This window comes from Arthrobacter sp. AOP36-C1-22 (genome assembly GCF_052377515.1).
GTDB lineage: Bacteria > Actinomycetota > Actinomycetes > Actinomycetales > Micrococcaceae > Arthrobacter_H.
The window spans coordinates 116999-130760 of sequence record NZ_JBQSWW010000003.1 but is presented as its reverse complement, the minus strand read 5'-3'; the positions used below and the strand labels follow the sequence as shown (position 1 = coordinate 130760).

General features: G+C 66.2%; 14 protein-coding genes, 1 tRNA gene and 1 other RNA gene. 9 read left to right on the top strand and 7 right to left on the bottom strand.

Annotated features, from left to right (window positions below):
• The first annotated feature begins 17 nt into the window (after positions 1–17).
• Positions 18–755, top strand: coding sequence for a zinc ribbon domain-containing protein (locus ACT3S6_RS03260; RefSeq protein ID WP_444553728.1), 738 nt, complete (start codon positions 18–20; stop codon positions 753–755).
• Positions 746–919: a hypothetical protein gene (locus ACT3S6_RS03255; protein WP_444553727.1), complete on the top strand. Its 174-nt coding sequence runs from the start codon at positions 746–748 to the stop codon at positions 917–919. The genes ACT3S6_RS03260 and ACT3S6_RS03255 overlap by 10 nt, the downstream gene beginning before the upstream one ends.
• A gap of 17 nt (positions 920–936) precedes the next feature.
• On the opposite strand, the gene ACT3S6_RS03250 is transcribed toward ACT3S6_RS03255, so the two are convergent.
• The gene (locus ACT3S6_RS03250) at positions 937–1719 is read right to left on the bottom strand and encodes a YaaA family protein (RefSeq protein ID WP_444553726.1); all 783 of its coding nucleotides are present in this window, start codon (positions 1717–1719) and stop codon (positions 937–939) included.
• A 201-nt stretch (positions 1720–1920) separates the two neighbouring features.
• Here ACT3S6_RS03250 and ACT3S6_RS03245 point away from each other — a divergent pair, with 201 nt between their 5' ends.
• The gene (locus ACT3S6_RS03245) at positions 1921–3003 is read left to right on the top strand and encodes an acyltransferase family protein (protein WP_444553725.1); all 1083 of its coding nucleotides are present in this window, start codon (positions 1921–1923) and stop codon (positions 3001–3003) included.
• A 13-nt stretch (positions 3004–3016) separates the two neighbouring features.
• Positions 3017–3385, top strand: an RNA gene (gene rnpB, locus ACT3S6_RS03240) — RNase P RNA component class A.
• Positions 3386–3689: 304 nt separating this feature from the next.
• Here the strand turns inward: rnpB and ACT3S6_RS03235 are convergent.
• On the bottom strand, positions 3690–3923 hold the full coding sequence (locus tag ACT3S6_RS03235; RefSeq protein ID WP_444553724.1) for a hypothetical protein: 234 nt from the start codon (positions 3921–3923) through the stop codon (positions 3690–3692).
• A 469-nt stretch (positions 3924–4392) separates the two neighbouring features.
• On the opposite strand from ACT3S6_RS03235, the gene ACT3S6_RS03230 reads away from it, so the two are divergent.
• Together ACT3S6_RS03230 and ACT3S6_RS03225 are read left to right on the top strand one after the other, a co-directional pair.
• The gene (locus ACT3S6_RS03230; protein ID WP_444553723.1) at positions 4393–5874 is read left to right on the top strand and encodes a glyceraldehyde-3-phosphate dehydrogenase; all 1482 of its coding nucleotides are present in this window, start codon (positions 4393–4395) and stop codon (positions 5872–5874) included.
• A gap of 67 nt (positions 5875–5941) precedes the next feature.
• Positions 5942–6553 carry a hypothetical protein gene (locus ACT3S6_RS03225; RefSeq protein WP_444553722.1) on the top strand — a complete coding sequence of 204 codons (612 nt, stop codon included), beginning with the start codon at positions 5942–5944 and terminating at the stop codon, positions 6551–6553.
• A 91-nt stretch (positions 6554–6644) separates the two neighbouring features.
• Here the strand turns inward: ACT3S6_RS03225 and def are convergent, their stop codons facing one another.
• The 4 genes from def to ACT3S6_RS03205 all read right to left on the bottom strand — a co-directional run bounded on the left by def (position 6645) and on the right by ACT3S6_RS03205 (position 8426).
• Entirely contained in the window at positions 6645–7217 is a 573-nt protein-coding gene (gene def / locus ACT3S6_RS03220; protein WP_444553721.1) for a peptide deformylase, read from the bottom strand.
• A 67-nt stretch (positions 7218–7284) separates the two neighbouring features.
• Positions 7285–7360: transfer RNA gene (locus ACT3S6_RS03215), tRNA-His, on the bottom strand.
• Positions 7361–7511: 151 nt separating this feature from the next.
• On the bottom strand, positions 7512–8171 hold the full coding sequence (orn, locus tag ACT3S6_RS03210) for an oligoribonuclease (RefSeq protein ID WP_444553720.1): 660 nt from the start codon (positions 8169–8171) through the stop codon (positions 7512–7514).
• Between the two features lie 57 nt (positions 8172–8228).
• A complete protein-coding gene (locus ACT3S6_RS03205) occupies positions 8229–8426 on the bottom strand; it encodes a hypothetical protein (RefSeq protein WP_444553719.1) in 198 nt (65 codons plus the stop codon).
• A 237-nt stretch (positions 8427–8663) separates the two neighbouring features.
• Here ACT3S6_RS03205 and mptB (ACT3S6_RS03200) point away from each other — a divergent pair, with 237 nt between their 5' ends.
• From mptB (ACT3S6_RS03200) to ACT3S6_RS03190, 3 genes are read left to right on the top strand one after another with little or no spacing between them, the layout of a single operon-like run.
• Entirely contained in the window at positions 8664–10205 is a 1542-nt protein-coding gene (mptB, locus tag ACT3S6_RS03200) for a polyprenol phosphomannose-dependent alpha 1,6 mannosyltransferase MptB (RefSeq protein WP_444553718.1), read from the top strand.
• Positions 10206–11813, top strand: a complete 1608-nt coding sequence (gene mptB, locus ACT3S6_RS03195; RefSeq protein WP_444553717.1) for a polyprenol phosphomannose-dependent alpha 1,6 mannosyltransferase MptB — start codon at positions 10206–10208, stop codon at positions 11811–11813. It begins immediately after the preceding gene.
• A complete protein-coding gene (locus ACT3S6_RS03190; RefSeq protein ID WP_444553716.1) occupies positions 11810–13126 on the top strand; it encodes a glycosyltransferase family 87 protein in 1317 nt (438 codons plus the stop codon). The genes mptB (ACT3S6_RS03195) and ACT3S6_RS03190 overlap by 4 nt, the downstream gene beginning before the upstream one ends.
• Positions 13127–13145: 19 nt before the next feature.
• Here ACT3S6_RS03190 and ACT3S6_RS03185 read toward each other — a convergent pair whose 3' ends face one another.
• Positions 13146–13673 carry a flavin reductase family protein gene (locus tag ACT3S6_RS03185; RefSeq protein ID WP_444553715.1) on the bottom strand — a complete coding sequence of 176 codons (528 nt, stop codon included), beginning with the start codon at positions 13671–13673 and terminating at the stop codon, positions 13146–13148.
• Between the last annotated feature and the right edge of the window lie 89 nt (positions 13674–13762).

Sequence of the window (13762 nt, the reverse complement as noted above, 5' to 3'; positions counted from 1 at the left end):
CAAGAGGAGAAACACCGATGGCCAAGGCATCACCCGCCGACCAGCTGCTGCTGTTGGACCTGCAGGGACTGGACTCGAAGATCGTGAAGATCGACCGGGCGGTGAAGGCCCTCGACTCCGATCCCGAGATCATCGCCGCCGGGGAAGCCGTGGCCGACGCCGAAGCAGCCCGCCGCGAAGTGGCGGAGGAATCAGCGGCGGCCCAGCATGCCTTGACCGACATCGAACACCAGGGCGAGAAGATCCAGGGCCGGATCGATAAGGACCGCGCCCAGATCGAGGCCGGTCGCGGCACCGCCCGGGACATGATGGCCCTGCAGCACGAGATCGACTCCTTGCTGCTCAAGCGCGGGGAACTCGAAACCACCGAACTGGAACTGATGGAAACGGCCGAAGAGGTCGCCGGCAGGCTCGAAGGCGTCACCGCCTCCGCCGACGGCACCGCGGCCCAACTCGCCCAACTCGAACGCGCCCGCGACGGGAAGGCCGCGGAACTGGCCGCCGAACGGGCCACGCTGGTGAACGAGCGCACCGAGCTGGCAGGAGGCATCGACCCGACCCTGGTGGGGATGTATGAAAAGCGGCTGGCCCAGCGCGGTATCGGCGCCGCCCGGCTTTTCCACGGCACCTCGGAAGGATCGGGCATGCAACTGGCCGCCGGCGATCTGGCGGAGATCCGTGCTGCCGCCGAGGACGACGTCGTCTCCTGCCCCGACTCGGGAGTCATCCTGGTCCGCTCGCCCGAGTGGAACTAGAACAAGAAGCCCGCGAGCCGGTTCCGCGCGGGCGGCTGCACCATCTCGAAATCGCGGCGCTGCATCCACATGCCGGCGGAGCCGACCATGACGCCGCCTATCTGCAGAACACGGACGGCTTCGAAATCGAACTGGTGACAGACCATGGGGCCTCCAGGCCCTGATCCTGCCTGTTTCGGGATTATTTGGTGGCGAAGCTATGGTCCTCGGGCAGGATGATGTTCAGCTGGTGGGCCTTCTTTGCGGTGGCGGGCACCAGCTCCGCATCCCATTTCTCCTGGACGGCCTTCAGCAGAGCCTCGGGGCTGCCGGGTGCGCTCCGCCGAGCCAGGACGTGACGGGCCACCTCACCCCGGGTGTGCTTGGCAAAATGCGAGACGACCTTGCGCCGGCCTCCGCGGAGCTGGAACACCGAGACGGCCACCGTGTTCTGCGGCGGGGGAGTGAAGGCGGCGGCATAGGTGCTCGAGCGGCAGTCGATGACCAGCCCGTCGCCGGCCCGCTCACCCAACACGGGATTGAGCCTGCTCTTCCACCAGCTGGCCAGCTTCCCGATCCCCGGCAGCTTCACCGACATCGACAACCGGTAGGCGGGAATCCGGTCGGCGAAGCCCACGGCGCCCCATAAGGCCGAGACCACGACGACGGAGGCATCCGCCGTGCGCCGCTGGGCCGCAGTGAGGCTGTGGTAGCCCAACGCCTCGAAGAGCACCCCGGTGTAGACCTCGTGGGCCGGGGCCGCCGGCTCCTGGTGGAGGGCGATGTTGCGGGTCACTTCCCCGGCCAACGAGACGCCCACCCCCAAGACCTCCAGAGCGTCCTCCTGGCCGGAAACAGCAGCCAGTGCCTGGAGCACTTCGGCGCGATCAGCCGAGAGCTCGGGGAACGCCAGAGTCTCGGCGTCGTAGGCGGGGCCCGCGGCGGCAGGCTTCTTTCCTTCGGAAGGGGGCAGCAGAATAAGCACCCATCGATCCTAGCGGCGCCCCGAGGGCCCCGGAGCACGTTAGACTGCCGGGGCGGGTATGGCTGCACGGCCTTGCCTCGCACGATCGGTCCATGGAACGTCCGGGTTCCACGGATCAGTGGGGGGGGTAATGCCCAACCGGAGCTCGTCAGGAATATGTAGTACATGATGGTTACCCCACGAACCCGTAGAGATCCCGTCTTGGACGCCGCCAAGGGGATCTTGATCCTGTTGGTGATCCTGGGCCACCTGCTGGCCCGGTCCCATCCAGATGATGGATTCATCACCAAGGCCCTGATCACCGGCATCTACGCCTTCCATATGCCGGCTTTCGTCTTCCTCGCCGGAATCACCTCCAAACCGCGGGGGATCCTCCAGCGCTGCACCCAGTTCCTGACCCTGCTGGTCGTTTTCCAGGGCGCGTATTTCGCGGCCCGGTGGGTGATGGGTTCCGACGCGAAGTTCTCGTGGGAGAGGCCCTACTGGATCCTGTGGTTCCTGCTTTCCATGGCGGTATGGACCGCGCTGACCCCGCTGATCGCGAAGATTCCGCGCACGAGCCTGGCCCTTTCCGTCCTGATCTCCTTGGGATCGGGCATGGTCGACGTGATCGACTACCCGTACAGCGCCTCCCGCACCTTGGTGTTCCTGCCGTTCTTCGTGCTGGGCTTCACCTACGGCAAGGCCATGCTGGCTTTTGTCTCCCGCTTGCGGCTCCGGGGCCGGTCCGCAGTGGTCGCGGCCGCCCTGCTGGTGTTCGGCTTCCTGCTGTATTGGGCCCCCGACCACAGATGGTTCTACGGGAGCAGGGGCTACGACGTCCTGGACGTTTCCGACCCCACGGGCGTGGTCTACCGACTCGTGCTGCAGATCTGTGCGGTGGTTCTGACCGTCGGCCTGCTGGTCCTGGTGCCCCGTGAACCCGGCCTGCTGGTCAGGTTCGGCCAGCGGAGTCTTTCCATCTTCCTGCTGCACGGCTTCGCGGTCCTGGCCGTGGCGCGCTACGCGAAGATGATGGCGGAGGACAACAGGTACGTCGCCGTGGTGATCTATCTGATGCTCATGACGGGGATCGCCTTGCTCGCCTCGATGAAGCCGGTCCACCAGGTGGTCGGACGCATCGGCACCGTCTTGGTGCCGTTGGTCGACAGGATCGTCCCGCCGAAACCGGGATCACCAGCCGTGGCCCCGAAGACTGGACCGGCCGACGCGTCGACGGGGGACGAACGGGCCGAGCAAGGACCCGTAGGGGTGGCTGACCGGACGCCGCCCGGAGCACGCTAGACTGGTCAACGGACGGGATGGCTGGACGATCGCGTGTCGCGCAAGCGGCCCGAGGAACGTCCGGGCTCCACAGAACAGGGTGGTGGGTAACGCCCACTCGGGGAAACCCGCAGGCCAGTGCCACAGAAAACAGACCGCCCGCCGAGTGCGGGTCAGGGTGAAAAGGTGGTGTAAGAGACCACCAGCGCCCCAGGTGACTGGGGCGGCTCGGTAAACCCCACCCGGAGCAAGGCCAGACAGGCTGCGTATGAGGGCTGTTCGCCCCAGTAGTCGGGTAGGCCGCGTGAGGGCATCGGCAACGGTGCCCCTAGATGGATGATCGTCACCGGCAGCCGGGCAACCGCTGCCGGTACAGAACCCGGCGTACAGGCCATCCCGTCCACTCACCTTCCACTGCGGACCCGGTGTCACCTCCCGGTAGGGCTCACGGGGGTTGGAGTGGACCACGATCGGTTTCGTCATCCGGTTCCCAGTCATCCGGGTGGACCTGCGGCGGGTAATCCCCCGGCATGAGGCTCCGCTTCACCCGAGGTGGCCGGCCCCCGCTGGCCAGATCGGCGTTGAGGGTCTGCAGCGCCTGGGCGACGTCGACCTTGTTGATGGTGTCCTCCCCGGTGGTTGGCGAGGTTTAACCATAGTCGAACATACGTTCTACTGTGAGCGGTGGCGGTCCACCGCGAATTCGGTTACACGGACGACTTGCCGTCTGTCGGCGGGGTGGGGTCGGGCTCGTGGACTTCGATCTCTGCATCCAATGGCAGGGGAGGTGAAACCCATCCGCTGATGGTCAGCACCTGCCGATATTCGCTGCCGACCCAGATGGCCCTGAAGTAATCCAGCGTCCCGTTGATGGCCATCGTGTCGCAGAGGAAGACGATCCCCAGGTGTCGATGCTCGCGGGACAGGTCCCCAATCCTCATGTTTCCCCAGTCAGTAGCCGGTCGACGGCGGCGTGCCGAACCTCCAGCCAGTCTAGCGGCACCCGGTTCTGTTCCGGCCTGGATGACGGACCGGATGCGCGGATGACCAGGGGGTGCGGGATGCGTCGGGGCGGCAACCGGCCCCGCCCGAGGTGAAGGAGCGGGGCCGGTTGATGGGCACGGCCTGGGGGAGCCGTGCCGGCGGCGCAAGAGACGGGGCGCCGCCAATTCAAGTATAATCGAAGATGTCTTCGAATGCATGGTTTTGGGGCGGCGTGGCGCTGCGGCAGGTCATGTGAGTGAGTTCACCGGTATCAATGCGGTGATCGGGGGTCAACAACCTAGAATGGAGGTGGGCGCAGCCCCGGGGGCGAGGAATCTCAGACCCCAACCAACCGTATCTGCAATGGTGCTTTCGCGGTGCCAACCGGCTAGTGGATCCCGGCCGGCTGAATTGGAAGGACAAGAAGTGACCCAGCAGTCTGTCGCCGCCCAGAACGAATGGAGCGGCCGCGAGGAACTCGCCGAGGCCATGATTCCCCTGATCGGGCGTCTCTACCGCAAGAACAATGTGGTGACCTCCATCTACGGGCGCAAGCTCATCAACAAATCCCCGATCGACATCCTCAAGGCCCACCGGGTGGCCCGCCATATCGACGGCGTGGAACTCTCCCCATCCCAGACGTTGCCGCTGCTCCAGGGACTGGATGCCTTGGATCTCGGGGCGGTATCGGTGGATCTGGCCCGGCTGTCCCGCAAATTCAACGAGCAGGGCAACGACGCCGTGTTGGCCGACTTCCTAGTCGCCGAATTCGCCGAAAAGGCCGGTGGCGCGGGACGCACCGAAGCCGAATCACGCGATATCGTGCTCTACGGCTTCGGCCGCATCGGCCGCCTGCTGGCCCGCATCCTCATCGAGCGCGGTGGCTACGGCCTCCGGCTGCGCGCCATCGTGGTGCGCAAGAACGGTGAGAACGACCTGGTCAAGCGCGCCTCGCTGTTGCGCCGCGACTCGGTCCACGGACCCTTCGAAGGCTCGATCACCGTTGACGAGGAAAACAACACGATCCTGGCCAACGGAACGCTGATCCAGGTCATCTACTCCAACGACCCGACCGCCGTGGACTACACCGCCTACGGCATCAACAAGGCGATCGTCGTGGACAACACGGGCCGCTGGCGCGATCGTGAAGGACTGGGCCAGCACCTCAAGGCCAAGGGCGTGTCCCAGGTGCTGCTCACCGCCCCGGGCAAGGGCGATGTGAAGAACATCGTCCACGGCATCAACCACGGGGACATCGCCGCCGACGACACCGTCATCTCCGCCGCGTCCTGCACCACGAACGCGATCACCCCGGTGCTCAAGGCCATCAACGACGAGTACGGCGTGGCCCACGGCCACGTGGAAACCGTCCACTCGTTCACCAACGACCAGAATCTCACCGACAACTTCCACAAGGGCGACCGCCGTGGACGTTCGGCGGCATTGAACATGGTCATCGCCGAGACCGGAGCAGCGAAGGCCGTCGCCAAGGCCCTGCCCGAATTCGAGGGCAAGCTCACCGGAAACGCCATCCGGGTCCCCACCCCCGACGTCTCCATGGCCATCCTGAACCTGAACCTGGAAAAGGACACCACCAAGGAGGAACTGAACACGTTCCTGCGCCAGACCTCGCTGGGTGCCGAACTGCATAAGCAGATCGACTACATCGACTCCCCGGAGATCGTTTCCACCGATTTCGTCGGCTCGCGCCGGGCCGGCATCGTGGACGGGCTGGCGACCATCGCCAACGGCCGCAACGCCGTCGTCTACGTCTGGTACGACAACGAGTTCGGATACTCCTGCCAGGTGGTTCGCGTCATCGAGGAACTCGCCGGAACCCATCCGGCAGCCTTCCCGGCCGTCGACAGGACCGAAGACATCACGGTCGAGGCAACCGCCACCGTGTAGCAACCACCGGAGCCGACGACGGCGCCGGACAACCAGCCCAAGCCAGGGCAGGAAGCAGGACCACAGCATGGATCGTAGGATCGATAGCCGAGCACGCCGCGCACTGGGGGTCACCGCCGCCGGGTTCGCCCTGTTGCTGGCAGCCACCGGATGTTCCTCCACGGGCAGCTCCGACGACTCGTCGTCGGCGCCCGCCACCCAGGAATCCTCGGCGGCAGCCTCCAGCTCGGCGCCGGCGAGCAGCAGCGCTGCCTCCTCGGCCACCGAAACCGCGAGCCAGTCGAAGACCACCCAGACCAAGAAGTCCAAGAAGGCCGCCCCGGCCAAGGACAAGCTGGCCCTGGATACCGTGAAGAACAAGGAGCACAAGATTGCCGTGGTCTCCACCGGCAAGTCCGCTTCCGGCAATGATTCGCTGAACACCAAGCTGATCATCGCCGATCACGGCTGCTTCCACGCCGTCAATAAGCAGGGGCCCCCGACGCTGCTCGTGTTCCCCGAGGACACCACGCTGAACAGCAAGGGCAAGCCGACCGTGACGGTGGGAGGAACCTCCATCCGCGTCGGCCAGCAGGCCGAATTCACCGGCAAGAAGATCACCCTGAGCTCGGATCAGGCCTCGCAGGCCAAGCCGTGCTACGCCAAGGGCGACGTCTTCCAGGTCGCCTCGGCGAAGTAGCAGGACTCCTGCCCGGAAGAGCCGGTGCCCACCCCGATCCGTCGGGGTGGGCACCGGCTCTTTCATGTTTGTATCGTGGATCCGCTGAGTGCTAGTGGCCGAAGGGGTCCGGATCGACCCCGGGCAACCATGTGTTCCCCGCAACGCCCCAGCCCAGGGACTTCTTGGCCTTCTTCCACCGCTTCGCCCACTTGGTGTTGAGCCTATCGACGTAGAGGTAGCCGTCCAGATGGTCGTATTCGTGCTGCAACATCCGGGCAAACCATCCGGTCGCCTCGAAATCGAGCGGGTTCCCGTCGCCGTCGTAGCCCATCACCCGGGCGTAGTTCGCGCGTTTGAGCGGGAAGGACAAGCCGGGGGCCGACAGGCAGCCCTCGGCTTCCTCCTCGGGGTCCGGTTGCGCGCCGGAGACCTTGCCGAGCACGATCCGCGGATTGACCAGCACCCCCTCTGCGGGGACCCCGTCGTCGTTCTCCATCGTGTAGGTGAACAGCCGCAGACCCACCCCGACCTGGGGTGCTGCCAGACCCACCCCGTTGGCGGCGTGCATCGTCTCGGACATGTCGGCGATCAACGCCCGTAGCTCATCATCGAATTCGGTGACTTCGGCGGCTCGGGCGTGCAACACTGGTTCGCCGTAGACGACGACGGGACGGACGGGCATCTGGGCCTCCTGCTGGTGATGCTGATAGCGAAGAAAAAGCCGCCCCGGACGGATCCGGGGCGGCTGCTGGGGTGAGTAACGGGGCTTGAACCCGCGACCTTCTGGACCACAACCAGACGCTCTGCCAACTGAGCTATACCCACCATCGCGTCTCTCAACGCGGTGCCCGCACCTTTGGTATTCCTACCGTGGAGGTCCGGGCAACGAGTACTAGTTTACACACTTTCGGCAGGCCTTGCGACACCACGACATCTCCGCGTCGAACTGTGGCAGGGATCACCTGGCGGCGGGTGGTCAGTCGGCGCTGGACCCGGCGGTGGCTCCGGTCCCGGAACCCTGCGCGGCGGTGTCCTCGGCGGCCAACGAGCGGGCGACCTCCTTGGCCGTCTTGCTGTCCGGGCCGGGGGCCGGGACCATGATGGCCTTGCGGTAGTAGCGCAGTTCGTTGATCGAATCACGGATGTCGCCCAGGGCGCGGTGGTTTCCGGTCTTCGGCGGGGACTGGAAGTAGGCCCGGGCGTACCAGCGCCGGGCCAGCTCCTTGAGCGTGGAGACATCGATGACCCGGTAGTGCAGGTGGTCGATGACCCCCGGCATGTCGCGGGCCAGGAAGTTCCGGTCGGTGCCGATGGTGTTTCCGGCCAACGGGGCCTTGCCTGGTTCGGGGACCCACTGGCGTATGTAGGCGAGGACCTGCTCGGTCGCGGTATCCAGATCGACGCCGCCGTCCAGTTCCTCGAGCAGCCCCGAGGAGACATGCATCTGGCGTACGAAGTCATTCATCTGTTCCAGCGACTGGGCTTCGGGTTTGATGACGACATCGACACCCTCGCCGAGGATGTTCAATTCCGGGTCGGTGACCAGGACGGCAACTTCGATCAACGCGTCGGCTTCCAGGCTCAGCCCGGTCATCTCGCAATCGATCCACACAATGTTTTCAGCTGAAATAGGCACGATCCCAATCTACCGGATTCGGCGGCCCGATCGATCAGCAGCCGGGGTGGGGAAGTCCTACGTCGTCACGCCACTGAGGAAATACAACACCACGAAGACGACCGCTGCGGTCACGCCCAGGGCGGCGGCCCCCAGGGCGTGCAGCCCGAGCATGGGGGAGACGACCACCACCAGCACGGCGATGAACAAGCCCCATCCGAGCAGGGCCGTCTGCCGGGTGCGGGTACTGCCTGCGGTTGATGCGTGCCGAGCCACTGAAGTCCCTTTCGTCAGCCACGTGCGACGCCGGGGCCTCCCGGCGGCAGATCCCACTGTAGGTCCAGCCGGCCGGCAACCCCGGGACCCGGCGTCGTGCCGCCAGTTGGGGCGGGCGCGATGCTAACATCGGGTGGGTATTTGAGCGGGCCGCCGGCCCCGGAGCCCGGTCGTCTCAGCGTCCGTGGCCACGGGCCGGACGTGGAGCCCCGACGGGCAGACAACGGAAACGAGCCGATGGCGATGAGCAGGGTCGAGGCGGGTGCGGGGTCCGCTCGGGTGGACCACGGACCCCGGGCGATCCTGGTCCAGGGATTCATCGGGGCGATGCTGGTCCTGCTGGGCTCCTACGGCATCGGGTGGCTCGCCAGCGTCTCGCCGCTGAACCGCGAACATCTGCTCATCGCCGTGCGCACCGAGCAATGGGGGGTGATCACCTCAACGGTCGTGCTGACGGTGGGCTGTTGGATCATGTTCCGTGCCTGGCTGCGACTGGGGCAGGAACTCGCCGGCTGGGCCGAAGGCTCCTTGCGCACCGTGCGGCAGGCCTGCTGGGCCTGGGGCGCGCCGCTGCTGCTCTGCCTGCCGATCTTCAGCCGTGACGTCTTCGCCTACATCGGACAGGGCCGGCTGGTCACCGCCGGGCAGGACCCCTACGTGGATGGCATCTCCACGCTGTCGAACTGGTTCCAGCTCGGCGCCGATGTCACCTGGGCGGAATCCGAAACCCCGTATGGCCCGCTGTTCCTGACGATCGAACGCCTCGTGAACATGGTCACCGGGTCCTCCCCGGACGCCTCGGTGCTGCTCTACCGTCTCGTGGCCTTCGCCGGGGTGCTCCTCTGCATGGTCTACGTGCCCAAGCTGGCCGGGCTGCACCAGGTGCCCGGGGCCAAGGCCCTGTGGATCACCGTGTCCAACCCGCTGTTCTTGATCAGCTTCATCGCCAGCGCCCACAACGACGCCCTGATGGTCGGGTTGGCCGTGGCCGGGACCTACTATGCAGCCACCCGCCGCGGTGTGCTCGGGGTCGTGCTGGTCACCGCCTCCATCGGCATCAAACCGATCACCATGGTCATCCTGCCGTTCATCGGCTTGCTCTGGGCCGGGCCCGGCTCCTCCTGGAAACGCCGTTTCCTCTATTGGGCCTATACGTTGGGGCTGTGCCTGGGCATCATGGCCCTGATCGGCTGGGTCAACGGCTACGGTTTCGGCTGGCTGAAGGTCATGCTGGGCACCGGGACCGGAACGGTCTTCTTCGCCCCCGTGGGGATGTTCACGAACTTCTTCAGCGGGATCCTGGACACCTTGGGCCTGGAATACGCCTGGGTGCTGCCCGTGGTGAAACTCATCGCCCGGCTGGTCTCGGTGGCGGTGGTGGTGTTTTTGATGTTCCGTGGCAGCCACTCCCATCTGGTCCAACGCCTTGCCCTGGCCTTCGCCGCGCTGGTGGTCCTGTCACCGATCATCCAGCCCTGGTACCTGCTCTGGCTGCTGCCCTTCTTCGCGGCCACCGGCATCCGGGACGACTGGCAACTGATCTGGGTGTACTTCACCGTGGCCTTCTTCGTCGCCTTCGGGGCCGCCGACCAGATCTTCATCTGGCAGTTCCTCGACGGGCTGGACCCCTGGGTGAAGCATCTATCCACCGGCATCTCCTGGGCCGCCATGGCCTACCTGGCGTTCCTGGACCCCCGGACCAAACGCATCTTCCTGGACTTCCGCGATTCCCTTCGTGCCGCATGGACCGTGCTGCGGCGGCCCAAGGCAGCCAACTGAATGGCTGCAGGAAACCCCGGGCGGACGCGGGCCCGCACCGCAGTGCTCACCGACGCGGTCCGGGGGCTGCGCCACTACATCGAGCATCTGCCGTTGCTGCACCGGCTGGCCGGCGGCGACGAGGCCAAACGCGGGGTGGCCATGGCCCAGGGGTTCCTGGCCTCGCTGATGATCATGGTCGGCTCCTGGGGGGTGGGCTGGTTGGCCCAGTCCCAGGACTCCCTGTTCGCCCGCACCACTTTGCTGAACCCGTTGCGCGTGGAAACGGCAGGGGTCATCGTCTGCACCATCCTGCTCGCGCTGGGTTCGATGATCATGTGCCGTGCCTGGTTGCGCTTCGGGCAGCGCGGGGGGCCGAACAACCGGGCCTCCGTGGTGACGGTGCGCAACACCGTCCTGCTCTGGAGCGGGCCGCTGCTGTTCTCCTTCCCGATCTTCAGCCGGGACGTCTATTCGTATCTGGGACAGGGCCGGCTCATGCACGCCGGCCTGAGCCCCTACGAGAACTGGATCTCCCAACTCCCGGGCTGGTTCGCCCAGGGGTCGGACAGCCTCTGGGCGGAATCCGCGTCCCCGTACGGACCGCTGTTCCTGCTGGCGGCCCAGGGCGTCTATTTCGTCACCGGCGGCATCCCGGAGCTGGCGGTGCTGCTCTTCCGCGTGCTGGCCGTGGCGGGGGTGCTCCTCTGCCTGTATGCGGTGCCCCGGCTGGCCGACCGGTTGGGCTCGGATCCGACCTGGGCGGTATGGATCTCGTTGGCGAACCCCTTGTTCCTGCTGACGATGATCGGGGGCGTCCACAACGACGCCCTGATGATGGGTGGGGTGCTCCTGGGTTTCCTCTGGGTCTACCAGGGCCGCAGGTTCGCCGGGGTGCTGGCCGTCAGTGCCGCCATCGCCATCAAACCGGTCGTCGTGCTCGCACTGCCTTTCATCGGGCTGGCCATGCTGCCCGCCACGGCACGCCTCGCCCTGCGGCTGCGCGCCTGGGCCTATACCGCCCTGGTCTCCGGGGCGACGCTGACGTTCCTGGGCTGGGTCTCCGGCCTCTGGTTCGGGTGGATCAAGGCGATGGCCTCCGCGGGGTCGGCCGCCTTCCCCTACGCCCCGGTGGGGCTGCTGGGGTTGGGCATCGGCTGGCTGGTCGAACAAGCCGGGGGGAACCTGTCCGCCACGGCCAATGGCGTCTACACGGGGTTCAAGGTCCTGGCCCTCGCGCTGGCCATCTGGCTCGCCTTCCGTCATCCGGCCAGCTCGCCGGTGCTCTATAGCGCCCTGGCCCTGTTGGCCACGGTGCTGCTGGCACCGATCATCCAACCCTGGTACCTGCTGTGGCTGATCCCCTTCTTCGCGGTCACCCGCGTCCATGAGGGCCGGTGGGCCCGCTTCTGGTACCTAGCCAGCATGGTCCTGGTCCTGGTCGGGGTCGTCGACCAGCTCAGCGTCGCCCAATGGATCAGCCTGCTCTGGGTCCGGGTGCTGGCGGCCGTGATCGGGCTGCTGTATCTGGGGTACCTGGTCTTCTCCGACCCCAGGACCTCCTTCATCTTCACCCGGGGCACCGGCCCCGATCCCACCGAGAACAGAAACGAGGCCACCGCGTCGTGACTTCACCACTGAAGACCCTGCGCAACTCCCGCGAAGCCACCCGGCCCGTGATCGGTTGGTTGCTGGTTGCCACCGTGATCGGCGCCGTGCTGGCCGTCCTGAGCAAACAGTGGTGCCGGGTGAACGGCTGGTCGGGGGCCGATCAGCATATCCACATGTGCTATTCGGACTTCGCCGAACTCTTCGGCACCCGCGGGCTGGCCGATAAGCTCTTCCCCTTCTACACCGGGCTGCCCCAGGAACAGGCGCTGGAGTACCCGGCCCTGCTGGCCGTCATCGCCGGGGTCACCGCGTTCATGATCCCCGGAACCGGCTTCAGCCTGGAGCGGCAGCTGGCCTACTTCGACCTGAATTCCCTGGGCTCCTTCCTGTGCTGGGGGATCATCGTCGTGGCGGTCGCCTACAGTGCCCGCAAGCGCAGTCGGGACGCCCTCATGGTCGCCCTGGCCCCGGGCATCATCCTGACCAGCCAATTGAACTGGGACCTGTGGGCCGTGTTGTTCGCGACCCTGGGGCTGTTCGCGTTCTCGCGACAACGGATCTACCTGGCGGGGATCCTATTGGGGCTGGGCGCCGCGGCGAAGCTCTACCCGTTCTTCCTCTTCGGGGCGATCCTGGTCGTGTGTTGGCGCAGCGGAAGGATGTCGGCCTTCTGGAAATCACTATCCACCGCGGTGCTTGCCTGGCTGGTGGTCAACGTCCCGTTCATGCTCACCGCCTTCGATGAATGGTCGCGTTTCTACACCTTCTCCTCCGAACGGGAGATCAGCTTCTCCTCGATGTGGCTGGCGTTCACCTGGACCGGGCTGGACGGGGAAGGGTTCTCGTTGCTGTCCAACGGCCTGTTCGCGCTCGCCTGCCTGGGGATCGCCTACCTGGGCTTCACCGCCCAGCGCCGGCCCCGGGTGGCCCAGCTGGCCTTCCTGATCATCGCGGCGTTCATCCTGCTCAACAAGGTCTATTCCCCGCAGTTCGTCATGTGGCTGATCCCGCTCTACGTCCTGGCCCGCCCGCGCTGGCGCGAATTCCTGCTCTGGCAGGTATTGGAGGCCTACCACTGGGCGGCCGTCTGGCTGATGAGCGCCAAGATCGTCAGCGGGGGGAGCTTCGGTGAGGGGACCGCGTGGATCGAAATCGCCTATGGCACCGGCATCGCCGCGCATATGGCGATGGTCATCTACCTGTGTGTGAAGATCATCGGGGACATCAGGCACCCCACACGGGATCTGGTCCGCGCCGACGGGGACGACGACCCGCTCGGCGGTCCGGTGGAAGATACGCCGGACCGGTTCACGCTGCCCGTGCGGCGCTGAGCGGGCCGGGTCCGAGGCCCTAGCCGGCCAGGCTGGAGCCTTCGGAGAGCCGGTGGTAGGTGCGGTCGTGGTAGACCAACGGCCCGTGGCCTGAGGCTTCCCCCTGGATGTCCAGGACGGAGGCGATCACCACCCGGGATGAGCCGACCTCGACCCGGTCGGTGATGGAGCAACGCAAAGCCCAGGCGCTGTGGTGCAGCAGGGGTTCCCCGGTGGGAAGGAACCTCCACTCCAGGTCCTCGGTGAAACGCGGGCTGCCCGGGGTGGCGAAGAGCCGGACGGTATCGGCCTGTCCGGCATCCATGAGGTGGACCAGGACCGTATCGGCGGCGGCCAGCAGCGGGGCCGTCGTCCGGCCCGAAAGCGAGAACACCAGGGCCGGGGGATCGGCGGACACCGAGGAGACCGAGGAAGCAGTCAGGCCGATCGGCCCCGTCGGGCCGGTGGCGGTGATGACGGCCAGCCCGGCCGGATGGCCGCGGAAAGCCTCCCGGAAGAGGAGCGAATTGGTGTGCGCTGCGGGCACGGACTGGGCGGGGGCGGTCATCGATGGTCTTTCGTCGGCGGGTTCACGACGTCCTCGGGAACACCCCGAGCCTAAAACCTAAACCTAGGTTCAGGTCAAACCGGGGGTCG